General features: G+C 42.2%; 40 protein-coding genes and 1 rRNA gene. 1 reads left to right on the forward strand and 40 read right to left on the reverse strand.

What is annotated here, in order from left to right; all coding sequences use genetic code 11:
* Positions 1-91 (reverse strand): 16S ribosomal RNA (locus ACZYRN_RS17640); the annotation flags it as partial.
* A gap of 322 nt (positions 92-413) precedes the next feature.
* Here ACZYRN_RS17640 and ACZYRN_RS17645 point away from each other — a divergent pair.
* Positions 414-1,106 carry a polysaccharide deacetylase family protein gene (locus ACZYRN_RS17645; RefSeq protein WP_488912930.1) on the forward strand — a complete coding sequence of 231 codons (693 nt, stop codon included), beginning with the start codon at positions 414-416 and terminating at the stop codon, positions 1,104-1,106.
* Positions 1,107-1,125: 19 nt separating this feature from the next.
* On the opposite strand, the gene ACZYRN_RS17650 is transcribed toward ACZYRN_RS17645, so the two are convergent.
* The 39 genes from ACZYRN_RS17650 to rpsJ all read right to left on the reverse strand — a co-directional run bounded on the left by ACZYRN_RS17650 (position 1,126) and on the right by rpsJ (position 22,933).
* On the reverse strand, positions 1,126-1,731 hold the full coding sequence (locus tag ACZYRN_RS17650; protein WP_488912931.1) for a KinB-signaling pathway activation protein: 606 nt from the start codon (positions 1,729-1,731) through the stop codon (positions 1,126-1,128).
* A 132-nt stretch (positions 1,732-1,863) separates the two neighbouring features.
* Positions 1,864-2,925 carry an Mrp/NBP35 family ATP-binding protein gene (locus ACZYRN_RS17655; RefSeq protein WP_488912932.1) on the reverse strand — a complete coding sequence of 354 codons (1,062 nt, stop codon included), beginning with the start codon at positions 2,923-2,925 and terminating at the stop codon, positions 1,864-1,866.
* Positions 2,926-3,001: 76 nt separating this feature from the next.
* On the reverse strand, positions 3,002-3,682 hold the full coding sequence (gene cwlD, locus ACZYRN_RS17660) for an N-acetylmuramoyl-L-alanine amidase CwlD (protein ID WP_488912933.1): 681 nt from the start codon (positions 3,680-3,682) through the stop codon (positions 3,002-3,004).
* 100 nt (positions 3,683-3,782) lie between these two features.
* Positions 3,783-4,175 (reverse strand): 30S ribosomal protein S9, encoded by a 393-nt coding sequence (gene rpsI / locus ACZYRN_RS17665; protein WP_073712269.1) that lies wholly within the window; start codon positions 4,173-4,175, stop codon positions 3,783-3,785.
* Between the two features lie 25 nt (positions 4,176-4,200).
* The gene (rplM, locus tag ACZYRN_RS17670; RefSeq protein WP_018395186.1) at positions 4,201-4,638 is read right to left on the reverse strand and encodes a 50S ribosomal protein L13; all 438 of its coding nucleotides are present in this window, start codon (positions 4,636-4,638) and stop codon (positions 4,201-4,203) included.
* A gap of 166 nt (positions 4,639-4,804) precedes the next feature.
* Positions 4,805-5,542 (reverse strand): tRNA pseudouridine(38-40) synthase TruA, encoded by a 738-nt coding sequence (truA, locus tag ACZYRN_RS17675; protein WP_488912934.1) that lies wholly within the window; start codon positions 5,540-5,542, stop codon positions 4,805-4,807.
* A 14-nt stretch (positions 5,543-5,556) separates the two neighbouring features.
* The gene (locus ACZYRN_RS17680) at positions 5,557-6,354 is read right to left on the reverse strand and encodes an energy-coupling factor transporter transmembrane component T family protein (RefSeq protein WP_488912980.1); all 798 of its coding nucleotides are present in this window, start codon (positions 6,352-6,354) and stop codon (positions 5,557-5,559) included.
* The gene (locus ACZYRN_RS17685; protein ID WP_488912935.1) at positions 6,354-7,217 is read right to left on the reverse strand and encodes an energy-coupling factor ABC transporter ATP-binding protein; all 864 of its coding nucleotides are present in this window, start codon (positions 7,215-7,217) and stop codon (positions 6,354-6,356) included. Before ACZYRN_RS17685 ends, ACZYRN_RS17680 begins: the two co-directional genes overlap by 1 nt.
* Complete coding sequence (locus ACZYRN_RS17690) at positions 7,193-8,032, reverse strand: energy-coupling factor ABC transporter ATP-binding protein (protein ID WP_488912936.1); 840 nt, start codon at positions 8,030-8,032, stop codon at positions 7,193-7,195. The genes ACZYRN_RS17685 and ACZYRN_RS17690 overlap by 25 nt, the downstream gene beginning before the upstream one ends.
* A 250-nt stretch (positions 8,033-8,282) precedes the next feature.
* Positions 8,283-8,675, reverse strand: coding sequence for a 50S ribosomal protein L17 (gene rplQ / locus ACZYRN_RS17695; RefSeq protein WP_488912937.1), 393 nt, complete (start codon positions 8,673-8,675; stop codon positions 8,283-8,285).
* Between the two features lie 30 nt (positions 8,676-8,705).
* Positions 8,706-9,650: a DNA-directed RNA polymerase subunit alpha gene (locus ACZYRN_RS17700; RefSeq protein ID WP_488912938.1), complete on the reverse strand. Its 945-nt coding sequence runs from the start codon at positions 9,648-9,650 to the stop codon at positions 8,706-8,708.
* 152 nt (positions 9,651-9,802) lie between these two features.
* Entirely contained in the window at positions 9,803-10,192 is a 390-nt protein-coding gene (rpsK, locus tag ACZYRN_RS17705) for a 30S ribosomal protein S11 (protein WP_018395179.1), read from the reverse strand.
* Positions 10,193-10,217: 25 nt separating this feature from the next.
* Positions 10,218-10,583, reverse strand: a complete 366-nt coding sequence (rpsM, locus tag ACZYRN_RS17710; RefSeq protein WP_018395178.1) for a 30S ribosomal protein S13 — start codon at positions 10,581-10,583, stop codon at positions 10,218-10,220.
* 22 nt (positions 10,584-10,605) lie between these two features.
* The gene (gene rpmJ, locus ACZYRN_RS17715) at positions 10,606-10,719 is read right to left on the reverse strand and encodes a 50S ribosomal protein L36 (protein ID WP_000868344.1); all 114 of its coding nucleotides are present in this window, start codon (positions 10,717-10,719) and stop codon (positions 10,606-10,608) included.
* Between the two features lie 38 nt (positions 10,720-10,757).
* A complete protein-coding gene (gene infA, locus ACZYRN_RS17720; protein ID WP_018395177.1) occupies positions 10,758-10,976 on the reverse strand; it encodes a translation initiation factor IF-1 in 219 nt (72 codons plus the stop codon).
* Between the two features lie 42 nt (positions 10,977-11,018).
* Positions 11,019-11,765 (reverse strand): type I methionyl aminopeptidase, encoded by a 747-nt coding sequence (map, locus tag ACZYRN_RS17725; protein ID WP_488912939.1) that lies wholly within the window; start codon positions 11,763-11,765, stop codon positions 11,019-11,021.
* Positions 11,765-12,418, reverse strand: a complete 654-nt coding sequence (locus tag ACZYRN_RS17730) for an adenylate kinase (protein WP_488912940.1) — start codon at positions 12,416-12,418, stop codon at positions 11,765-11,767. The genes map and ACZYRN_RS17730 overlap by 1 nt, the downstream gene beginning before the upstream one ends.
* Positions 12,419-12,467: 49 nt before the next feature.
* On the reverse strand, positions 12,468-13,766 hold the full coding sequence (gene secY / locus ACZYRN_RS17735) for a preprotein translocase subunit SecY (RefSeq protein ID WP_488912941.1): 1,299 nt from the start codon (positions 13,764-13,766) through the stop codon (positions 12,468-12,470).
* Positions 13,766-14,206, reverse strand: coding sequence for a 50S ribosomal protein L15 (rplO, locus tag ACZYRN_RS17740; protein ID WP_488912942.1), 441 nt, complete (start codon positions 14,204-14,206; stop codon positions 13,766-13,768). Before rplO ends, secY begins: the two co-directional genes overlap by 1 nt.
* A 32-nt stretch (positions 14,207-14,238) precedes the next feature.
* Positions 14,239-14,421, reverse strand: coding sequence for a 50S ribosomal protein L30 (rpmD, locus tag ACZYRN_RS17745; protein ID WP_488912943.1), 183 nt, complete (start codon positions 14,419-14,421; stop codon positions 14,239-14,241).
* Between the two features lie 13 nt (positions 14,422-14,434).
* Positions 14,435-14,935: a 30S ribosomal protein S5 gene (gene rpsE / locus ACZYRN_RS17750; protein ID WP_488912944.1), complete on the reverse strand. Its 501-nt coding sequence runs from the start codon at positions 14,933-14,935 to the stop codon at positions 14,435-14,437.
* 21 nt (positions 14,936-14,956) lie between these two features.
* Positions 14,957-15,319 (reverse strand): 50S ribosomal protein L18, encoded by a 363-nt coding sequence (rplR, locus tag ACZYRN_RS17755; RefSeq protein ID WP_488912945.1) that lies wholly within the window; start codon positions 15,317-15,319, stop codon positions 14,957-14,959.
* Positions 15,320-15,353: 34 nt separating this feature from the next.
* A complete protein-coding gene (gene rplF, locus ACZYRN_RS17760; RefSeq protein WP_488912946.1) occupies positions 15,354-15,890 on the reverse strand; it encodes a 50S ribosomal protein L6 in 537 nt (178 codons plus the stop codon).
* 30 nt (positions 15,891-15,920) lie between these two features.
* Positions 15,921-16,316, reverse strand: a complete 396-nt coding sequence (gene rpsH, locus ACZYRN_RS17765) for a 30S ribosomal protein S8 (RefSeq protein ID WP_018395168.1) — start codon at positions 16,314-16,316, stop codon at positions 15,921-15,923.
* A 29-nt stretch (positions 16,317-16,345) separates the two neighbouring features.
* The gene (gene rpsN / locus ACZYRN_RS17770) at positions 16,346-16,531 is read right to left on the reverse strand and encodes a 30S ribosomal protein S14 (protein WP_010285078.1); all 186 of its coding nucleotides are present in this window, start codon (positions 16,529-16,531) and stop codon (positions 16,346-16,348) included.
* A gap of 24 nt (positions 16,532-16,555) precedes the next feature.
* Positions 16,556-17,095, reverse strand: a complete 540-nt coding sequence (gene rplE, locus ACZYRN_RS17775) for a 50S ribosomal protein L5 (protein ID WP_488912947.1) — start codon at positions 17,093-17,095, stop codon at positions 16,556-16,558.
* Positions 17,096-17,121: 26 nt separating this feature from the next.
* Entirely contained in the window at positions 17,122-17,433 is a 312-nt protein-coding gene (gene rplX / locus ACZYRN_RS17780) for a 50S ribosomal protein L24 (RefSeq protein ID WP_488912948.1), read from the reverse strand.
* A 42-nt stretch (positions 17,434-17,475) separates the two neighbouring features.
* Positions 17,476-17,844 (reverse strand): 50S ribosomal protein L14, encoded by a 369-nt coding sequence (rplN, locus tag ACZYRN_RS17785; protein WP_018395165.1) that lies wholly within the window; start codon positions 17,842-17,844, stop codon positions 17,476-17,478.
* 44 nt (positions 17,845-17,888) lie between these two features.
* A complete protein-coding gene (gene rpsQ / locus ACZYRN_RS17790; protein WP_488912949.1) occupies positions 17,889-18,152 on the reverse strand; it encodes a 30S ribosomal protein S17 in 264 nt (87 codons plus the stop codon).
* 19 nt (positions 18,153-18,171) lie between these two features.
* Complete coding sequence (rpmC, locus tag ACZYRN_RS17795; protein ID WP_018395163.1) at positions 18,172-18,369, reverse strand: 50S ribosomal protein L29; 198 nt, start codon at positions 18,367-18,369, stop codon at positions 18,172-18,174.
* Positions 18,359-18,793 (reverse strand): 50S ribosomal protein L16, encoded by a 435-nt coding sequence (rplP, locus tag ACZYRN_RS17800; protein ID WP_488912950.1) that lies wholly within the window; start codon positions 18,791-18,793, stop codon positions 18,359-18,361. Before rplP ends, rpmC begins: the two co-directional genes overlap by 11 nt.
* Before the next feature lies 1 nt (position 18,794).
* Entirely contained in the window at positions 18,795-19,451 is a 657-nt protein-coding gene (gene rpsC / locus ACZYRN_RS17805) for a 30S ribosomal protein S3 (protein WP_063964489.1), read from the reverse strand.
* A gap of 3 nt (positions 19,452-19,454) precedes the next feature.
* Entirely contained in the window at positions 19,455-19,796 is a 342-nt protein-coding gene (gene rplV / locus ACZYRN_RS17810; protein WP_488912951.1) for a 50S ribosomal protein L22, read from the reverse strand.
* A gap of 19 nt (positions 19,797-19,815) precedes the next feature.
* On the reverse strand, positions 19,816-20,094 hold the full coding sequence (gene rpsS / locus ACZYRN_RS17815) for a 30S ribosomal protein S19 (RefSeq protein ID WP_488912952.1): 279 nt from the start codon (positions 20,092-20,094) through the stop codon (positions 19,816-19,818).
* Positions 20,095-20,154: 60 nt separating this feature from the next.
* Positions 20,155-20,985, reverse strand: coding sequence for a 50S ribosomal protein L2 (gene rplB, locus ACZYRN_RS17820; RefSeq protein WP_488912953.1), 831 nt, complete (start codon positions 20,983-20,985; stop codon positions 20,155-20,157).
* A 33-nt stretch (positions 20,986-21,018) separates the two neighbouring features.
* Positions 21,019-21,303, reverse strand: a complete 285-nt coding sequence (rplW, locus tag ACZYRN_RS17825) for a 50S ribosomal protein L23 (protein WP_073712282.1) — start codon at positions 21,301-21,303, stop codon at positions 21,019-21,021.
* The gene (gene rplD, locus ACZYRN_RS17830) at positions 21,303-21,926 is read right to left on the reverse strand and encodes a 50S ribosomal protein L4 (RefSeq protein ID WP_488912954.1); all 624 of its coding nucleotides are present in this window, start codon (positions 21,924-21,926) and stop codon (positions 21,303-21,305) included. The genes rplW and rplD overlap by 1 nt, the downstream gene beginning before the upstream one ends.
* A gap of 30 nt (positions 21,927-21,956) precedes the next feature.
* Positions 21,957-22,589 (reverse strand): 50S ribosomal protein L3, encoded by a 633-nt coding sequence (gene rplC / locus ACZYRN_RS17835; RefSeq protein ID WP_488912955.1) that lies wholly within the window; start codon positions 22,587-22,589, stop codon positions 21,957-21,959.
* Positions 22,590-22,624: 35 nt separating this feature from the next.
* Positions 22,625-22,933: a 30S ribosomal protein S10 gene (gene rpsJ, locus ACZYRN_RS17840; RefSeq protein ID WP_018395154.1), complete on the reverse strand. Its 309-nt coding sequence runs from the start codon at positions 22,931-22,933 to the stop codon at positions 22,625-22,627.
* Positions 22,934-23,160 lie beyond the last annotated feature (227 nt).

The following is a 23,160-nucleotide window of genomic DNA, read 5'->3' on the forward strand; positions in this document are numbered from 1 at the left end:
AACAGAGCAAGCTCTGTCAAGTCCGCTCGACTTGCATGTATTAGGCACGCCGCCAGCGTTCGTCCTGAGCCAGGATCAAACTCTCCAAAAAGTGTTTGACTTGCTCATTTGTTTATCTGCAGATGACAAGCATCTGCCAGATAAGATTTAAAACTAAAACGTTGACGTTTTTATTGATTTTGTTCAGTTTTCAATGTTCAATTGCGCTGTTCGACAGCGACTTTTATATATTAACATTTTGCCGCTTTTGTTGTCAACATTTTTTTCAAAACATTTTTCAGCAACTTCGCGTCTTCGCAACGGCAAGATTTAATTTAACATGTTTCGCTATAAAAGGTCAATTGTTTTTTCGCATTTTTTTATTTTTCATTCATATACTTTATTTAATCCTTTTTAAATCGGGGGCTATGACAATGACGCCATTCCTATTTATACGTGCCAAACAATTAAAATGGGTTGCTTTTTTTCTCATGTCAGCCTGTCTTTTTTTCTTATTTGCACAGCCTCAAAAAGAATACCCCGTTATTTCCATGGATGGAGCTATCAATAATATTCACGCCGGCCAAAACGGTATTTCTTTAACAGTAAATGTGGATCAACATGAAAAAAATATTGGGAAATTAGTACATGCCTTGATCAAAAACGAAACAACGGCTTCTTTTTTTGTTACTTCCTCCTGGCTTAAACATCATCCAAAAGCATCAAAATTACTCGTCGACAGAGCATTTGACATAGGTGTTCTGATTACCGATTCTTCTAATGAGGACAAGATCATTAAAGAAATTAATGCTGTAAAAAAAATACTTGCCTCATATGGCCAAAAGGACATTGTTTTTTTACGGGCAGCAGATGGCAAGGAACACGAAAATCTTTTACAAGTTGCAGCTGCTCATGGTTATGTACCTGTACAATGGAGTGTTGATTTACGTAGCCAATCCGCTAATTCTTTCATAAAAAAAACAGGTAAAGGAGATATTGTTTTATTAAACACTGACCAGAACCAGCTTGCACTGGAGAAATCGATTTCTCTCTTATCCAAGAAAGAAAAATTAATTAGCTTGTCTGAAATGATTGGCGGAGATACAAAGATTCAGTATATCCCATGAAAAAAGTCTCAAAGGCCAATTATTTGGCTTTTGAGACTTTTTGATTGTATTTTGGCAGCATTAAAAGCTGGAATGCATTGCACGGCAATAATGTAAAAAGCATTAAATAGAGCCAGCTTTCTTCATTTGCCTGCAAAACCGGAAGCCACTCAAGCGTTGTAACAACAACCATAAAAAACAACGCTGCAATGAAAACATTCTTATTTTTCCCTTTTCCTTTTAGCCAGGCAACTAGGAGGCCGATAATGAATAATACGGCTGCTAAAATTAAATATGAACTGATTGCTTCTCCTTCGCCGCCGAACGCTTCAAATCGGAAATAAACAAGGTCGAACAGCACGACAATGATTAGTGCCATCTGGATAAAGTTCCAGTATGCGCGAAACAACCCTAGGCCAAACTGATGAATTGTTAAGTAAGCAAAGAATCCCATCTGACTAATAACACTAAATGTAAAGCCAACACCGATCAGCCAGGCAAGAACTGACAGCATTTCCTTCCATTCACCATTCATGAAAAGTGGTGAAAACTCATCCCAGCGGATAATAAAGCCTAAAACACCAGTAACTGCTCCACCAAGCAGTAATGTATGTGTAAAAAATCGTATCCAGTTTCGTATACCCACGCATAAATCCCCCTGTATATTCTTCTCCTTCGATTGTAACAATACACTAGTGAAAAAGAAAGGTTAAGAGACGTGGACAATTTTTGTCTTTTCTAAAGTAAACAGCTTCCGGGTCATCGACCCGGAAGCTGTTTACTTTGAAGCTAGTTTTGTATCGAGTTTGGCGGCAATTTCTTGATAAATTTCGCCAAGCGGATGATCTTCTGCATATACAGATGGAGCAAAGTCCACTTCATTCCAGTCTGGCTGCTGAAGCGGCAGACGCCCAAGCACTTCTGTTCGTAATTCATCAGCCAGCTTATCACCGCCGCCTTTACCGAAGATATACTCTTTTTCACCCGTTGATTTACTTTCGAAATAAGCCATATTTTCAATAACCCCGACTAATTCATGTTCTGTTTGCAATGCCATTGCCCCTGCACGCGCTGCCACAAATGCAGCAGTCGGATGCGGTGTCGTCACAATTACTTCTTTACAGTGCGGGAGCATTGTATGAACGTCAAGCGCGACATCCCCTGTTCCTGGCGGCAAATCAAGTAACAAGTAATCAAGATCGCCCCACTCTACTTCCTGAAAAAAGTTGTTCAACATTTTGCCAAGCATTGGGCCACGCCAGATAACTGGTGCATTATCATCAACGAAAAAACCCATTGAAATGACTTTTACACCGAATCGTTCAACCGGGATTATTTTTTCACCGCGAACGACCGGACGAGTTGTAATCCCCATCATATCCGGTACACTGAATCCATAAATATCTGCATCAACAAGGCCAACTTTTTTGCCAAGACGGGCAAGTGAGATCGCTAAGTTGACGGATACGGTTGATTTTCCAACGCCTCCTTTACCACTAGCAATGGCTAAAAAGACAGTCTCACTATTTGGAGAAAGCAGCCCCTCATCTTTCTCTCCAGCATCTGCACCACGAAATTGAGCTATTTTCTCTTCAGATAGTTCGTTAAAACGCAGGCCTACTGTTCCAACACCCGCTTCTTTTAACGAATTGACAATACGCATTTGCAATTGCAACTGTTCAGGAGTTCCCGTTTGAGCGATAGCAATTTTCACGCTCACATGATTTTGCTCTTCTTTTATTGCAATCTCTTCAATGCCGCCCGTTTCCGCAAGGGTTTTATGTAAAAAAGGGTCTTCAAGGGCATTCAAAATATCGCGTACTCGCGCTTCTGTAATCATAGGGAGCACCATCCTTCACTTGTATTCTTCATTTATTCAGTATACCATAATCGTGTAAATGAAGGATGGATAACGGTTACTGGCTTTCAAAATAACGCAATATACCACGTGATATGGAAGCCGCTGTTTTATCCTGGTACTCTTGATTTAAGAGAAGGCGACGTTCTTCTTGATTTGATAAAAACCCGATTTCGACAAGTGCTCCCGGTATAGTTGCTTCTTTTAAAATATACACATGTCCAATTTCCGCAGGCTTCCGATCTGTATTTTCAAGATTAACTGTCAGCTCACGCTGAATGGATGTCGCTATTTTTTTATTTTCAGGCAGGCGAGAAGCATAAAACGTTTGAGATCCGCGCCACCTTTCTGATGGGATGGCATTTAAATGAACACTAATAAACATGTCGGCACGCGACTCATTTATTAGCCGGCTTCTTTTCTGCAAGTCTTCGGTTTTTCGTGTGCGAACGCTCTTCTCTTCTTCCCCCGCCAGATCTTTATCTTCTTCTCTTGTCATTAACACGACTGCTCCCTGCCCATTTAAATAATCCCTTAGCTTTTCAGAAACGGATAATGCGATGTCTTTCTCCAGTGCGTCTTCATCTCCCGCTCCTCCATCTATCCCCCCGTGTCCTGGATCGATCATAATTGTCAGACCCGTAAGTGGTAACTTCCACGCATTAAAAACAGGTTTAATATCTTGATAATAAAAGGCAGCGATAGCAATTAGAAGAATTACAGTGACAATCCGCTTCATCAACAGTCCCTCCCGTCACGAACAGTATATGAACGAAATTTCCTGTAAATGAAAAAAATCCTTTCTCCATGTTGGAGAAAGGATTTTTGAAAACGAAAAATTAACGTTTTGAGAACTGAGGTGCGCGACGAGCGCCTTTAAGACCGTATTTTTTACGTTCTTTCGCACGGGCGTCACGTGTAAGATAGCCTGCACGTTTAAGTGTTGGGCGATATTCTGGATCAACTTGCAAAAGAGCACGGGCGATACCGTGGCGGATCGCTCCTGCTTGGCCTGTGTAGCCGCCTCCGTTTACATTTACATGTACATCATAGCTGCTTCCTGTTTCAGTCGCAACAAGCGGCTGGTTGATTACAGTACGCAACGCTTCAAATGGAATATAATCTTCAGCAGTACGGCCATTGATTAGAATTTTACCTTCGCCTGGTACGAGACGTACACGGGCTACTGAACTTTTACGGCGTCCTGTGCCTAAGTATTGAACTTGTGACAATGTCATTTCCTCCTTTTAATATTTATTATCCGCGAAGTTCGTAAACTTCCGGTTGTTGTGCTTCGTGCTTATGCTCTGCTCCAGCGTATACGTGAAGTTTTTTGAACATTTGACGGCCTAAAGAACCTTTTGGAAGCATGCCTTTAATAGCAAGCTCAAGCATTCTTTCAGGGTTTTTATCACGCATATCCTGTGCTGTACGTGTTTTCAAACCACCTGGATACATGCTGTGACGGTAGTAAATTTTCCCTTGAAGTTTGTTACCTGTCAATTCAATTTTAGAAGCGTTGAGGATGATGACGTTATCACCAGTGTCAACGTGCGGTGTGAAAGTTGGTTTATGTTTGCCGCGCAAAATAGATGCTACTTCGCTTGATAGGCGGCCCAATGTTTTGCCTTCAGCATCGATCACGAACCATTTACGCTCGATTTCGCTTGCTTTGGCCATATAAGTCGTACGCATTGTTTACCCTCCTGATTTGTTAATATTTTACGGTTCCATGTATTTATATCACGAATAAACTTCCGGGGCTTATCGTGGGGTCAAATAACATACCATATGCTATAATATATTGTCTTTAATTTATTGTCAAGAAAAAATGCAACACTCGGTTTAGTTGCCATGCATTTCAATAAAAAACTTCCCATAAATATAACCCCGCTGCCGGTGCTGTCTGGCCTGCATACTTCCGGTCACGCTCAGCCAAAATAACAGCCACATCAGCAGGTTCAATGCGTCCATTGCCCGCTTTTATTAATGTTCCCACTATAATCCGAACCATATTGTACAAAAATCCATTACCAACGAATCTCACTTCAAGATCGTTGTCCTTTTCAATAAATGTAATATCCTTTATGATCCGTACTTTATTTTCTTTATCCGTTTTCGCCGAACAAAAAGAGGTAAAGTCGTGTTCACCAATTAAATGAAGAGCCGCTTCTTTCATCCGTCTCACATCAAGCGGATAGGGATAATGATAGGCGTAGACATTCCGAAACGGATCCCGGAAAGGTGTTCGATAAATGCGGTAACGGTATTCCTTTCCTTTAACAGAATAGCGTGCATGAAATGAGTCTAGCACTTCTTCTGTCTTCTTTACCGAAATATCAGCTGAAAGCTCACCATTAAGCGCTCTTGCCCACCTTTCTGCTGGCATATGGATCGGTGTGTCAAAATGAACGACCTGTCCATATGCGTGTACACCTGCGTCTGTCCGGCCAGATGCATGTGTTTTAATAGATGTTTTTTTATGGATAGCATATAAGGCCTTTTCAAGCTCCTGCTGCACGGTCCGGCCGTTCAACTGCGACTGATAACCAGAAAAGCGCGAACCATCATACATGAGCTCACATTTTATCCGTCTCAACTTGATCTCTCCCATTAGCTCCTTAATATGAACAGAGCAGCGGATAGGATAACGAGAAAAAGCATCGCTATCGTATCGCGCATGCTCCAGTGCAGTAAACGGTATTTCGTCCGGCCTTCGCCGCCTTTATAACCACGTGCTTCCATGGCCACTGCAAGCTCCTCCGCACGTTTAAAAGCGCTCACAAACAATGGTATTAAAAGAGGGATAATTGCTTTAATCCGATCTTGAATAGATCCACTTGAAAAGTCAACTCCCCGAGCCATTTGTGCTTTCATAATTTTATCTGTTTCATCAAGCAATGTTGGGATAAATCGGAGTGAAATAGACATCATGAGCGCCAATTCATGCACCGGTACTTTGACCTTTTTTAATGGACCAAATAAAGACTCGATTCCATCGGTCACCGATATAGGCGGCGTCGTCAGCGTAAGTAGTGATGTTACAAAAATGAGCAGCAAAAAACGCAGTGAAATAAAGAGTCCTTTTAGAACACCGCCTTTATAAATTGTCAAAAAGCCTACTTGTGCCAAAACATCTCCCTCTTTTGTAAAAAAAACGTGCAATAAGAATGTAAACAGTACGAGGAAGAGAACTGGCTTAAGGCCCCCAATTAAAAAACGCAGTTTCACTTTTGATAAACAGACAATCAAAATAGTAAATGCAGCGAGCAATGCGTATGTGACAGCGTTATTCGCCAAAAAAACGATACCGACAAATGCAAAAATAAACAATAGCTTTGCACGTGGATCCATACGATGTATAGCAGAGTCGGCTGGCAAATAGCGGCCCAAAATAATTTTCTCCATCATCATACTCTTTCACCACGCAGTTTACCTATTTCTGCAGCTAATTCTTCAGGCGTTAAACAAACCTTATCAAGCGGCCGGTCAAGTTTCTTTTCAAATAACTGTTGAAACCGTACTGTTTCTGGTATATCAAGACCGATACTCTTTAAACCAGCTGCATCATGAAAAATATCGCGCGGGGTGCCAGTGCGATAAACACGCCCTTTATGCATAATAACGATTTTATCCGCATAACGTGCTGCATCTTCCATACTGTGAGTAACCAACACACATGTTAGCCCGTTTGTCTTCTGCAATCTTGTGAACATGTCCATGATTTCCTGTCGACCGCGTGGATCAAGTCCCGCTGTCGGTTCATCGAGTACGAGAACGTCTGGCCTCATTGCCAGCACACCAGCTATCGCAACCCGCCTCATTTGTCCACCAGATAAATCAAACGGAGATTTCTTAAGCACATCTTCCGACAGACCGACAAGACGGACTGCTTCAAGCGCCCGTTCCTTCGCATCGTTTTCTGTTGCACCAAAATTTATCGGTCCAAAGCAAATATCCTTTTCCACTGTTTCTTCAAATAACTGATGTTCTGGAAATTGAAAAACAATACCAACACGGCGGCGGATCTCTTTTAAGTTCTTTTCCTTCCGCCCCGCAATTATTGTACGACTGCCGATCTCTATTTCCCCATGCAATGGTTTAAGGAGCACATTTAAATGCTGAAGAACAGTTGATTTACCCGAGCCTGTATGACCGATAATAGCAACATACTGGCCAGAAGGAATATGAAACGACACATCAGCAATGGCTGGCCGTTCAAATGGTGTACCAGCAGCATATCGGTATTCTACATCTCGAAGTTTAATGTCCATAATTCATTCACCAGCTCTTCTTCATTAAAATGACGCTGAGACAGCTCTAGACCTTCATCTGCCAGCAATTGACTCATTTGGACAGCAAATGGTACACCAAGACCAAGATTCAAAAGTTCGTTATCCAATTGAAAAATACGTTGTGGTGTTCCCTCCGTATACAGCCTGCCCTCATTTAAAACAATCACACGATCTGCTTTTGCTGCTTCCTCCAGATCATGCGTAATCGAAATAACGGTCAGTCCTTCTTTTTTATTCAATTCACGAACAGTATTCATCACTTCTTCACGTCCAAGCGGATCAAGCATCGATGTTGCTTCATCTAACAAAATAATGTCCGGTCGCAAAGCAATCACACCGGCTATCGCCACGCGCTGTTTCTGTCCACCAGAAAGATGATGCGGCTCTTGATTCAGAAAAGCCAGCATGCCTACCTTTTCAAGAGAGGCGAAAACCCGCTCCTGCATGGCACTCTGTTCAACACCATTATTTTCTAAACCAAAAGCCACATCATCCTGAACTGTTGTTCCAACGAATTGATTATCTGGATTTTGAAAAACCATTCCTAGTTTTTCACGAACAGACCAAACATTTTCTTCATTGAGTGCATACCCACCAATCATAATTGTACCCTCAGACGGATAGTGAAGACCATTCAACATCTTAGCAAGTGTTGATTTACCGGATCCATTGTGGCCTACAATCGCCAGCCATTCGCCTTCATACACGTCTAATGAGACATTATGTAAGGCAAATGATTCCTGATCGGGGTATTGATAAGTAACCCCTTTGATTGAAATGACTATTGTATTCATACTGTTCCTCCCTGTTGCATGCAAAACAAAAAAAGCCCGCACCCCGAACCGAAGAATAAACATTCTTGCCGCTGCTTGCGGCCTTGGTTGGGGGTGCATGAGCTAGACGGGACATACATAGTGCCTGTGGTACGCCCATCATAACGCTCTAAGCTTGTTGAATGAGAGCAAACGGCTCTATATACATATAAAAAAGACAAAACAAAGCAATATTTGTTTTGTTTTGCCCATTTCGCGGTCTTACTGGCTATTAAACGAGCTCAATAATGACCATTGGTGCGCCATCGCCGCGGCGTGGACCAATCTTCATAATACGAGTGTAACCACCTTGACGCTCTGTATAGCGCGGTGCAACATCATCAAATAATTTTTGAAGAGCATATACTGGCTGCTCTTTTGTTTTGCCGTTTTTCTCTACTTCAACAGTAGATGCGACTTCGTGACGAAGATATGCAGCAGCCTGACGGCGGGCATGCAAGTCACCACGTTTACCTAGTGTAATCATTTTTTCAACAACTGAACGCAATTCCTTCGCGCGTGTTTCAGTCGTTTCGATGCGTTCACTAATGATGAGATCTGTTGTAAGATCGCGGAGCATCGCTTTGCGCTGAGCGCTTGTACGTCCTAGCTTTCTGTAACCCATGAAGATACCCTCCTTTATTGATGTCGTAAATTAATCTTCTTTTCGTAAGCTGAGACCAAGCTCATCCAATTTCGCTTTTACTTCTTCAAGCGATTTACGGCCAAGGTTACGGACTTTCATCATATCGTCTTCACTCTTATTCGCAAGTTCTTGAACAGTATTAATACCAGCACGCTTCAGGCAGTTATAAGAACGCACCGAAAGATCAAGTTCTTCGATCGTCATCTCAAGTACTTTTTCTTTCTGATCTTCTTCTTTTTCTACCATAATTTCTGCATGCTGTGCTTCATCAGTCAGTCCCACGAAAATATTAAGATGTTCTGTTAAGATTTTTGCTCCTAAAGAAATCGCTTCTTTCGGTCCGATACTGCCATCTGTCCATACGTCTAATGATAATTTATCAAAGTTGGCAAGCTGTCCAACGCGAGTTTTTTCCACTTGGAAATTCACGCGGGAAACTGGTGTATAGATGGAGTCGATCGCAATGACGCCGATTGGATGATCTTCTTTTTTATTGTGATCAGCCCGGTTGTACCCTCTGCCGCGTTGTGCCGTTAATCTCATACGGAAGTTAGCATTTTCACCCAAGGTCGCAATATGTAAATCCGGATTTAAAATTTCCACATCACTGTCGTGGGTAATATCGGCAGCCGTTACGGTTCCTTGACCCTGTACATCGATTTCAAGCGTTTTTTCCTCATCGGAATAAATCTTCAACGCTAGTTTTTTGATATTCAAAATGATCGATGTAACATCTTCTACGACGCCCTCAATTGTTGAGAATTCGTGAAGCACTCCATCAATATGAATGGCAGTGACCGCGGCACCAGGAAGTGAGGATAATAAGATACGACGCAAGGAGTTACCTAGAGTTGTACCATATCCGCGTTCAAGTGGTTCCACGACGAACTTTCCAAATGTAGCATCATCGCTGATCTCAACCGTTTCAATTTTTGGCTTTTCAATTTCGATCATTCCATTTCCCCTCCTTGAATACGTCAAAATTCCGGCAAGCCGAAACTCTCCATGTTTACCATTCCCGATTTTACATAACAATTGGTCAATTCCTGAATCAAAACAGTCAATTTTCCATTATAACCGGAATAGTTATCCTTTATACAGGAAGATTAAACACGGCGACGTTTTGGAGGACGACAGCCATTATGTGGAACCGGCGTTACGTCTTTAATAGCTGTAACTTCAAGACCAGCTGCTTGAAGAGCACGAATTGCTGCTTCACGACCAGAACCAGGTCCTTTAACTGTTACTTCAAGAGTTTTCATACCATGTTCGATTGAGGCTTTAGCAGCTGTTTCAGCAGCCATTTGAGCAGCAAACGGAGTAGATTTACGTGATCCTCTAAATCCTAGAGCACCTGCACTTGACCATGCTAGAGCGTTACCATGAACGTCAGTAATTGTTACAATTGTGTTGTTGAATGTTGAGCGGATGTGTGCAATACCAGATTCAATATTCTTTTTCACACGACGCTTACGAGATTGTTGTTTACGAGCCATGTCTACATTCTGCCTCCTTTACTAATTATTTTTTCTTGTTAGCTACAGTTTTACGCGGCCCTTTACGAGTACGCGCATTGTTTTTTGTATTTTGCCCACGTACTGGAAGTCCGCGACGGTGACGGATACCACGGAATGAACCGATTTCCATCAAACGTTTAATGTTAAGAGATACTTCACGACGAAGGTCACCCTCTACTTTCAAGCGGTCAATAACTTCACGGATTTTGTTCAATTCATCTTCCGTCAAATCACGAACGCGCGTATCTTCAGAAACGCCTGCTTCAGCAAGAACTTGCTTAGAAGTCGGTCTGCCTACACCAAAAATATAAGTTAATGAGATAACTACACGCTTGTCGCGTGGAATATCAACACCTGCTACACGTGCCATAAAATGTGCACCTCCTTTAATATTAGCCTTGTTTTTGTTTATGCTTAGGGTTTTCACAAATAACCATAACTTTGCCGCGTCTGCGAATGACTTTACATTTCTCACAGATTGGCTTTACTGATGGTCTTACTTTCATTTCTCCAACCTCCTTCATAGTCCGGAGCGCCATAAATGTTATTTGTAACGGTACGTGATCCGTCCGCGTGTTAAATCATAAGGTGAAAGTTCTACTGTTACTTTATCACCAGGTAAGATACGGATAAAATGCATACGAATTTTACCTGAAACGTGAGCTAAAATCGTATGTCCGTTTTCCAATTCCACCTTAAACATGGCGTTTGGTAAAGTTTCAGTGACCGTACCTTCAATTTCAATTACATCATCTTTCGCCATTTTTTCATCTCCCTTCACTTTTCATCCGAGTGGCTTTTGCCATCATACTTTCGTCAAAATGTCGAAGCCTGTTTCAGTTATCGCAATTGTATGTTCAAAATGAGCACACATTTTTCCATCCTGTGTAATGACAGTCCAATTATCCTCAAGTGTCTTTACATAACGACGACCGGCATTGACCATCGGTTCGATCGCGAGCACCATTCCGGGTTTTAGCAATGGACCTTTACCCGGTGGACCGTAATGAGGAATTTGCGGAGCCTCATGAAGGTTTTGTCCGACACCATGCCCAACATACTCACGAACGATTGAAAAGCCATTCGATTCCACATACGTTTGAATCGCATGGGAGATGTCTGAAAGATGTTCACCCGGTTTCGCTTCACCCAGCCCCACGTAAAGCGATTCCTCTGTTACTTCGAGAAGTTTCTCTGTTTCGGGTACAATCCGACCGACAGCGTATGTCCAGGCCGAGTCGCCATGATAGCCCTTGTAATAAGCACCGATATCAACGCTGATTATATCGCCTTCTTTTAAACGACGATCACTTGGAATCCCATGTACAAGTTCTTCATTTACTGAGGCACATATACTTCCAGGGAAACCATTATAGCCTTTAAAAGAGGGTGTTGCACCGTGACGTCTAATACATGTTTCAGCGATAGCATCTAACTCTATCGTACTTATACCGGGGGAGATATATTTTTGCAATTCCTGGTGTGTTAGCGCAACAATATACCCCGCTTCTTTCATAATCTCCAGTTCTCGAGGGGTTTTACAAATGATCATTATTTACGTAGGCCTTCAAGTAGCTGATCAATGTTTTCAAAGACAACATTGATATCTTGCTGGCCGTTAATGTTTTTCAAATATCCTTTTTCGCGATAAAAAGCAAGCAACGGTTCTGTTTGCTTTAAATTTACGTCAAGGCGGTTTTGAACCGTTTCTGCATTGTCATCTGCACGTTGATAAAGTTCGCCGCCGCAGCGGTCGCACTTATCTCCCTCAGATGGCGGATTAAATTCAAGATGATACGTCGCACCGCAACTTTTGCATATGCGTCGGCCCGTCAAGCGTCCCATTAAAATGTCTTTATCGACAAAAATATTAATGACGTAATCAATTTTACGGTCAAGGTTTGCAAGAATTTCTTCCAGCGCTTCTGCTTGAGCAACGGTACGAGGAAATCCATCAAGAAGGAATCCTTTTGCGCAGTCAGCTTGTGCAAGGCGCTCGTTCACAATTCCGATTGTTACTTCATCGGGAACAAGTTCTCCTTTATCCATAAATGATTTTGCTTTTAGGCCTAGTTCCGTTTCATCTTTCATTGCAGCACGGAACATGTCACCTGTTGAAATGTGCGGAACACCGTACTTTTCAACAATTTTCTCTGCCTGAGTACCTTTACCGGCACCCGGCAATCCCATTAACACGAGATTCATTGATATTCCCCTCTCAGTATGATTAGAGTGAAGTCACACTTCACCGTGCCTACTTCATAAAGCCTTTATAATGACGCTTTACAAGTTGCGCTTCAAGCTGCTTCATTGTTTCAAGTGCCACACCGACGACGATCAAAAGACTAGTACCGCCGATTTGCGCCGCTGGTGGAAGACCCGCGAATTGAATGAAGAAAACTGGCAGCACAGCAACGGCTGAAAGGAATATTGCACCGACAAATGTTAGTCGGTAAAGCACGTTCGTCAAATAATCCTGTGTGTTCTTTCCTGGACGAATGCCAGGAATATATCCACCCTGTTTTTTTAAATTGTCTGCGACTTGTTCAGGGTTTACTTGAATGAAAGCATAGAAATACGTAAACGCCACAATCAATGCTACATAAATGGTCATCCCGATCGGTTTCGTGTAATCAAAGATGTTTTGTATCGTTGTTGTTACATCATTTGATCCAAAAAAAGAACCAATAGTTTGAGGGGTAATCAAAAATGAGATAGCAAAGATAACTGGGATAACCCCTGCAGCATTTACTTTCAATGGAAGATGAGTAGACTGGCTACCCATTGGCGTCGTACCGCCTGCTCCAACACGCTTTGCATATTGAATTGGAATTTTTCTCAACGCCTGCTGGAAGAAAATAACTCCCACAACAATTGCCAGTACTGCAAGTAAGATCAAAAACAGAACAACAATGCGCAGGAAGAGCTGATCGCCCGCTCCTTGGATTTGTTGCGCATAAATTTGATTTACTGCCCCTGGAATTGCCGCAACAATCCCTGCGAAAATGATAATCGAAATTCCATTGCCGACTCCTTTAGCGGTAATTTGCTCGCCTAGCCACATAAGAAAAGCTGTTCCAGCCGTTAGCACAAGTGCAATTAACAAATAGCCAGCTAAACTGTTGTTTTCGACAAGCATTCCGCCATACAAACGGTTAAACCCGTATGACATACCAAGACCTTGAATAAATCCAAGAACAATTGTGAAATAACGCGTAAACTGAGTCAATTTACGCCGTCCAACATCACCTTGCTTCGACCATTCAGTGAACTTTGGTACAACATCCATTTGCAAAAGTTGCACAATGATGGATGCAGTAATGTAAGGCATGATTCCCATTGCAAGAATCGAGAAGTTTTGTAAAGCTCCTCCACCGAATGTATTCAGAAATCCAATCAAACCAGCCTGTTCCTGATTGCGGAGAACATCCGCATTCACAAACGGTACTGGAACGAATGTACCAATACGGAACACGATTAACATAAGAAGGGTAAATATAATTTTATTCCTTATATCACCCACACGCATAAAATTGGAGATTGTGCGAAACATTAGACCACCTCAGTCTTACCGCCAGCCGCTTCAATTGCTTCTTTCGCAGCAGCAGAGAATTTGTGAGCTTTAACAGTCAGCTTTTTCTCTACGTTGCCGTTCGCAAGAATTTTAATTCCTGCTTTTTCGCTTTTCACAATGCCGTTTTCGATAAGCAGTTCAGGTGTAACTTCTGTACCTTCTTCAAAACGATTCAATGTATCGATATTTACAACTGCATAATCTTTACGATTCACATTTGTAAAACCGCGTTTAGGTAAACGACGGAATAAAGGTGTCTGTCCGCCTTCAAATCCTAGACGTACACCGCCGCCAGAACGTGCGTTTTGACCTTTATGACCTTTACCTGACGTTTTTCCGTTGCCAGAACCGGTTCCGCGGCCAACGCGATTACGTTCTTTACGAGAACCTTCAGCTGGTTTCAATTCATGAAGTTTCATCCTTGTGCACCTCCTTGTTCTATAAAATAAAATTATTTTTCTGTAACAGTCACAAGATGAGACACTTTATTAATCATACCGCGAATTGCTGTGTTGTCATTTTGCTCAACTGTCTGATGCATTTTGCGAAGACCAAGTGCCTTAACAGTGTCGCGCTGATCTTGCGTACGTCCGATCAGGCTGCGAGTGAGGGTAATTTGTAATTTTTCAGCCATTGTGATTCCCTCCTTATCCTAACAGTTCTTCTACAGACTTGCCACGAAGTTTTGCAACCTCTTCAGCTGTTTTAAGTTCTTTTAATCCTTCGATTGTAGCACGAACCATGTTAATTGGCGTGTTTGAACCAAGTGATTTGGAGAGAATATCACCAACACCAGCAAGTTCGAGTACCGCACGGACAGGTCCGCCTGCGATAACTCCTGTACCTTCAGAAGCAGGTTTCAATAAAACTTCACCTGCACCATAATGTCCAATTACTTGATGTGGCAATGTTGTGCCAACCATCGGTACAAATACAAGGTTCTTTTTCGCATCTTCAATTGCTTTACGAATAGCATCTGGAACCTCTTGCGCTTTACCAGTTCCAAAGCCTACATTACCATTTTTATCGCCAACGACAACGAGTGCTGTGAAGCGGAAACGGCGTCCGCCTTTCACGACTTTCGCCACACGGTTGACCGTTACTACGCGTTCTTCAAGTTCGAGTTTGTTTGGATCAATGCGACGCATTAAATGTGTCCCTCCTTTTATTTAGAATTCAAGGCCATTTTCACGTGCGGCGTCAGCTAAAGCTTTAACGCGGCCATGATAAAGGTAGCCCCCACGATCGAATACAACAGAAGCAACACCTTTTTCAGTTGCACGTTTAGCCAGTAATTCTCCTACTTTCGCAGCAGCTTCCTGGTTGCCTGTTGATTCAAGACCGAAATCTTTTTCAATAGTTGAAGCACTTGCAAGTGTAACACCATTTGCATCATCAATCAATTGAGCATATAGATGTTTGTTAGAACGGAAAACGTTCAAGCGTGGACGCGCCTCTGTTCCAGCAATTTTTGCACGAACACGAGCATGGCGTCTTTTACGCGTTTTATTTTTATCAGGTTTTGTAATCATCCCGAGGTCACTCCTTTCCGTTGCCTACGCGGCATTATTTACCTGTTTTACCTTCTTTACGTCGTACATGTTCACCTTCATAGCGAATTCCTTTACCTTTGTACGGTTCAGGAGGACGAACTTGACGGATGTTAGCAGCAATTGCGCCAACGCGTTCTTTATCGATGCCTTTAATATTGATTTTTGTGTTTACAGGCACTTCGATTTCGATACCACTTTCCGCTTCAAATTCCACTGGGTGAGAATAGCCTACGTTCAAAACAAGTTTAGTTCCTTGTTTTTGAGCACGATAACCTACACCAACCAACTCAAGGTTTCTTTCGAATCCTTTCGATACACCCTCAATCATATTAGAGAGAAGAGCGCGGGTTGTTCCATGGATTGTACGGTGTTCTTTTGAGTCTGAAGGACGGCTTACTGTAACAGTGTTACCTTCTACTTCAATCGTCAAATCTTTATTAAACTGACGAATCAATTCTCCCTTAGGACCTTTGACAGTAAGTTCATTTTTATTATTTGCAATCGTAACGCCTTCCGGCAATTCGATTGGCTTTTTTCCTACGCGTGACATAGTTTTGCACCTCCATTCGTTGAAAAATTATTACCAAACGTAAGCGAGTACTTCTCCGCCTACTTGTTTAGCGCGGGCTTCTTTATCAGTAACTACACCTGTTGATGTAGAAATAATTGCAATACCAAGTCCGTTAAGAACACGTGGTACCTCGTCAGCTTTCGCATATACACGAAGTCCTGGTTTAGAAATACGCTTCAAGCCTGTGATTACACGCTCATTGCCACTATATTTCAAGAAAATACGGATAACACCTTGTTTGTCATCTTCGATGAATTCAACATCACGGACAAAACCTTCACGTTTAAGAATATTAGCAATTTCACGTTTAATGTTGGAAGCAGGTACTTCCAGTTTTTCGTGACGAACCATGTTCGCATTACGAATGCGAGTCAGCAAGTCAGCAATTGGATCTGTCATAACCATTTTTTTTACCTCCTTCCGGAATCAGTGTATTACCAGCTGGCTTTTTTAACGCCAGGAATTTGACCTTTATAAGCTAGTTCACGGAAACAAATACGGCAAAGTTTAAATTTGCGTAATACAGAGTGTGGACGCCCACAACGTTCGCAGCGTGTGTACTCTTGCACTTTAAATTTTTGCGTACGTTTTTGTTTCGCAATCATTGATTTTTTAGCCACGTTTTCGCCTCCCTTATATAGCGATTACTTTTGGAACGGCATTCCAATTTGTGTTAACAATTCACGAGCTTCTTCGTCTGTGTTAGCTGTAGTAACGATGACGATATCCATGCCACGTACTTTTGATACTTTATCGTAATCAATCTCAGGGAAAATTAACTGTTCTTTAACACCCAATGTGTAGTTACCGCGACCGTCGAACGCTTTTTTAGAAACGCCTCGGAAATCACGTACACGTGGAAGTGAAACAGAAACAAGTTTATCAAGGAATTCGTACATGCGCTCGCCGCGAAGAGTTACTTTCGCACCGATTGGCATACCTTCACGAAGACGGAATCCCGCGATTGAGTTTTTTGCACGAGTAACCATTGGCTTTTGGCCAGTGATTTGCTGAAGTTCTTCAACTGCTGTATCCAATACTTTTGCATTTTGAACTGCTTCACCAACACCCATGTTTACAACGATTTTTTCAACTTTAGGCACTTGCATTACAGAGTTATAATTGAACTTGCTCACAAGAGCAGGTGTGATTTCTTTTTGATATTTTTCTTTAAGGCGGTTCACTTAGAATACCTCCCTTCTTAGCACTATTATTTATCTAAAGTTTCACCGGATTTTTTAGCTACGCGGACTTTCTTGCCGTCCACATCTTTGTACCCTACGCGAGTAGGTTCATTCGTTTTCGGATCCAATATCATTACATTGGATACGTGAATAGGTGCCTCTTGGCTTAGAATGCCGCCTTGCGGATTCAGTTGTGAAGGTTTTGCGTGTTTTTTCACGATGTTAATACCTTCAACAAGGACACGGTCTTTTTTAGGAAAAGCAGCAAGAATAACTCCTGTTTTGCCTTTATCTTTACCTGTGATTACCATGACTTTATCGCCTTTTTTCACGTGCATGTTGCGCACCTCCTTGATTAACCTTTTATTTGTTCAATTCAATTAGATTACTTCCGGAGCAAGGGAAACAATCTTCATGAAATTGCTGTCGCGAAGTTCGCGGGCAACCGGGCCGAAAATACGTGTTCCACGTGGACTCTTATCGTCACGAATGATAACACACGCGTTTTCATCGAAGCGGATGTAAGAACCGTCATTACGGCGAACACCACGTTTCGTACGAACGATAACCGCTTTTACCACTTCACCTTTTTTGACAACGCCACCTGGTGTTGCTTGTTTTACTGTACACACGATTACATCACCGACATTAGCTGTCTTACGGCCAGAACCACCGAGAACTTTAATCGTTAATACTTCACGTGCACCAGAATTATCAGCTACTTTTAAACGTGATTCTTGCTGGATCATTTAGGTTACCTCCTTTCGGACTTTAACATCTATCCGAACATTAATTAGATGATGACTGCTTTTTCCACTACTTCTAGAAGGCGGAAACGTTTTGTTGCAGAAAGCGGGCGAGTTTCCATAATACGCACTACATCCCCGATTTTCGCTTCGTTATTCTCATCATGAGCTTTATACTTTTTAGAATACTTTACGCGTTTTCCGTAAAGAGAGTGTGTTTTATATGTTTCAACAACAACCGTTACTGTTTTATCCATTTTGTCAGATACAACCCGGCCTGTGTAAACTTTGCGCTGATTGCGTTCGCTCATCGTGCAAACCTCCTTTCAATTATCGGTTATCAATTTCCCGCTGACGAATCACGGTTTTCATGCGGGCGATCGCTTTACGTACTTCACGAATACGAGCAGTATTTTCAAGCTGTCCCGTCGCCAATTGAAAGCGAAGGTTGAAAAGTTCTTCTTTGAGCGACTTTACTTGTTGTTCAATTTCAGCAGTGGTAAGTTCACCGATTTCATTAGCTTTCATTTGATTCACCACCAATTTCTTCACGTTTTACGATCTTGCATTTAATAGGAAGCTTATGTGCTGCAAGGCGAAGAGCTTCACGTGCAACTTCTTCAGAAACACCAGCAATTTCAAACATGATCTTGCCTGGTTTAACAACCGCTACCCATCCTTCAGGTGCCCCTTTACCAGAACCCATCCGTACTTCAAGTGGCTTTTTCGTATATGGTTTGTGAGGGAAAATTTTGATCCAAACTTTACCGCCACGTTTCATGTAACGAGTCATTGCGATACGGGCAGATTCGATTTGGCGGTTCGTGATCCATGAAGCTTCAGTAGCTTGAAGACCATATTCACCAAATGCCACTTCTGTTCCGCCTTTCGCTTGACCGCGCATTTTACCGCGGTGTACACGACGATATTTTACGCGTTTTGGCAACAACATATTATTTGCCTCCTTCCTGAGTTTTCTTCTTCGTTGGAAGAATCTCTCCACGGTAGATCCATACTTTTACGCCAAGCTTGCCGTATGTTGTGTCTGCTTCAGCATGTGCATAGTCAATATCAGCGCGAAGAGTATGAAGTGGAACAGTTCCTTCACTGTAATGTTCAGCACGGGCAATATCAGCTCCGCCAAGGCGTCCCGAAACCTGTGTTTTGATCCCTTTTGCCCCAGAACGGATTGTCCGTTGGATAGCCTGCTTTTGCGCACGGCGGAATGATACACGGTTTTCAAGTTGACGAGCAATGTTTTCTGCTACAAGTCTAGCATCAAGATCCGCTCTTTTCACTTCAACAATGTTGATGTGAACTCGTTTTCCTGTTAATTCATTTAATGCTTTGCGAAGTGCTTCTACTTCAGATCCACCTTTACCAATAACCATACCTGGTTTAGCAGTGTGAACAGTGACGTTCACGCGATTCGCAGCACGTTCGATTTCAACACGGGATAGAGAAGCATCTTTAAGGCGCTCTTCAATGTATCCGCGAACTTTCAAATCTTCGTGAAGAAGATCCGCGTAATCTTTTTCAGCGTACCATTTAGAATCCCAGTCGCGAATGATCCCGACGCGCAGTCCATGAGGATGTACTTTTTGACCCACGAATTATCCCTCCTTTTTTTCTGCCACAACGATTGTGATGTGGCTTGTGCGTTTGTTAATTGCGCTTGCACGTCCCATTGCACGTGGACGAAAACGTTTCAATGTTGGTCCTTCGTCAACATAAGCTTGAGTAACAACCAGGTTGTTTACATCAAGATCATAGTTATGCTCTGCATTTGCAATAGCAGAGTTTAATAATTTTTCAATTACAGGAGATGATGTTTTTGGCGTATGTTTTAAGATCGCCACTGCTTCTCCAACTTGCTTACCTCGAATCAGGTCAATCACTAGACGTACCTTACGAGGAGCAATGCGTACTGTTCTTAAGACAGCTTTAGCTTCCATTGGGATATCCTCCTCTCAATTAACGTCTTGTTTTCTTATCGTCGGCAACGTGTCCTTTATACGTACGCGTTGGCGCGAACTCACCAAGTTTATGCCCAACCATATCTTCAGTAACGTATACAGGCACGTGTTTACGACCATCGTATACTGCGAGTGTGTGTCCGATGAATGTCGGGAAAATTGTAGAACGGCGCGACCAAGTTTTAACAACTTGTTTTTTGCTAGCCTCGTTCAATTTCTCAATTTTATTGAATAAATGATCATCAACAAAAGGTCCTTTTTTCAAGCTGCGGCCCATTTGTGTACCTCCCTTCGTGATTGGTCTACGGTTCGTATGTAGAACCGTAGGACAATGACGTTATTTTTTACGACGACGAACGATAAATTTATCGGATTTGTTAACCTTTTTACGTGTTTTGTAACCAAGAGCTGGTTTACCCCAAGGTGTAACTGGTGATTTACGTCCAATTGGTGAACGTCCTTCACCACCACCATGTGGATGGTCGTTTGGATTCATTACAGAACCACGAACAGTAGGGCGCTTCCCTAACCAGCGTGAACGTCCTGCTTTACCCACGTTAACAAGTTCATGCTGCTCGTTACCAACTTGACCAATTGTCGCGCGGCACGTCGCAAGAATCATGCGTACTTCACCTGAGTTCAAGCGAACAAGTACGTATTTACCTTCTTTACCAAGAACTTGAGCGGAAGTACCTGCTGAACGAACTAATTGTCCGCCTTTGCCTGGTTTCAATTCAATATTGTGGATAACTGTACCGACTGGAATATTGACAAGCGGAAGTGCATTACCCGTTTTAATATCTGCTTCTGGTCCTGACATAATCTCAGTTCCAACTTGGATGCCTTTTGGAGCTAGGATGTAACGTTTTTCTCCATCAACATAGTTCACGAGTGCGATGTTCGCTGAACGGTTTGGATCATATTCGATCGTAGCAACGCGTCCTGGAATGCCATCTTTATCACGTTTGAAGTCAATAATACGGTATTGACGCTTATGACCGCCGCCTCTATGACGAACTGTGATTTTACCTTGGTTATTACGACCGCCATTCTTTTTCAAAGGCTCAAGCAACGATTTCTCTGGTGTGCTCGTTGTAATTTCGGCATAATCCAAAGATGTCATATTACGACGACCATTTGAGGTCGGTTTATACTTTTTAATCGCCATTTCGTGTCCCTCCTCTTCTATTTTATGCGTTTATTACGCTTCGAAAAGTTCGATTTCTTTGCTATCTTGCGTTAATGTTACGATTGCTTTACGGCGTTTGTTTGTATAGCCAGCATGACGTCCCATACGCTTGAATTTACCTTTATAGTTCATAACGTTTACGTTTTTAACTTTAACGCCGAAGATCTCTTCAATAGCAGTCTTCACTTGCGTTTTATTAGCACGTACGTCCACATCAAAAGTATATTTTTTCTCAGCCATTACAGCCATAGATTGTTCAGTAATAACGGGGCGCTTAATCACATCGCGTGAATCCATTATGCAAGCACCTCCTCTACTTTTTCAACCGCTGCTTTTGTCATAATAAGTTTATCATGTCCAAGCAGGTCAAGGATATTGATACCTGCAGCTTCAACCACTGTTACACCAGGGATGTTACGTGCAGACAATGCAACAAATTCGTTTACTGTGTCTGTTACAATCAATGCTTTCGAGTCAACAGATAAGTTTTTCAAGACTGTTACAAACTCTTTTGTTTTTGGAGCATTGAAAGACAATGTTTCCAAAACAAGAATGTTTTGCTCTTGTACTTTTGATGACAAAGCTGATTTTAATGCAAGACGACGTACTTTCTTTGGCAGCTTATAGCTGTAACTACGCGGAGTCGGGCCAAATACGATACCACCGCCACGCCATTGTGGTGAACGAATAGAACCTTGACGCGCACGTCCAGTTCCTTTTTGTTTCCATGGTTTACGGCCACCGCCGCGAACTTCCGAGCGGTTTTTAACTTTGTGATTACCTTGGCGTAAAGACGCTCTTTGCATCACAACTGCTTCAAATACTACGTGTTCGTTTGGTTCGATTCCAAATACAGCGTCATTTAGCTCAATATCACCGACTTCAGAACCCGTTTGGTTTAATACTTTTACTTTAGCCATTCCTGTTTCCTCCTTTCCTAAAAAAGTTGATTAGTTTGCTTTAATCGCCGTTTTAACTTGGATTAAGGCTTTTTTAGATCCTGGAACGTTTCCTTTAATAAGAAGAACGTTGCGCTCAGCATCCACTTTCACTATTTGTAGATTTTGTACTGTTACTTGCTCTCCACCCATACGACCTGGAAGAAGTTTATTTTTAAATACACGGTTTGGCGCTACAGGTCCCATTGAACCTGGACGACGATGATAACGCGAACCATGGGACATAGGGCCTCGAGATTGATTATGGCGCTTAATAGCACCCTGGAAGCCTTTCCCTTTAGAAATTCCTGTTACGTCGACGATGTCGCCTTCTGCAAAAATATCAACTTTAACTTCTTGACCAATTTCAAGATCGTTGTTGATGTTACGGAACTCACGAATGAAGCGCTTAGGTGCGATGCTTTCTCCTGCTTTCTTCACGTGTCCAAGTGATGGTTTGTTAGCAAGCTTTTCACGCTTGTCTTCAAAGCCTAACTGAACCGCTGTGTAGCCGTCGCCTTCGACTGTTTTCTTTTGAAGAACAACGTTTGGTGCTGCTTCGATTACAGTTACCGGGATAAGGTCACCATTTTCAGCAAACACTTGCGTCATGCCGATTTTTCTTCCTAAGATTCCTTTTGTCATGAGTTACACCTCCTGGTTAATTATTAGTTTATTTATTATAGTTTAATTTCAATGTCAACGCCTGACGGCAAGTCTAAACGCATCAATGAATCAACTGTTTTCGGAGTTGGATTCACGATATCGATTAAACGTTTATGAGTACGCATTTCGAACTGTTCACGAGAATCTTTGTACTTATGGACCGCACGAAGAATCGTGTAGATAGATTTCTCAGTTGGAAGCGGGATTGGACCTGATACACTTGCACCAGAACGTTTAGCCGTTTCAACAATTTTCTCAGCTGATTGATCAAGAATACGATGATCATATGCTTTCAAACGAATGCGAATTTTTTGTTTTGCCATTATTTTCCCTCCTTTATCGCCTATTTAGCTAATAGACATACTCCGCGAAAATTTTCCCCTGACAACACCGCCATGGCAAAGCGGCCGGGTGTGTCAGCAACCTTCCGCATCAACGCTGTCAAAAACCAACATTGATTATTATACATCGTTTACGTATTGATTGCAACACATGATGAAAACTTTTTTACAAACAAAAAAACAGCCCGGCCGAAACCGGACTGTTTGTT

This window comes from Domibacillus sp. F004 (assembly GCF_057814295.1).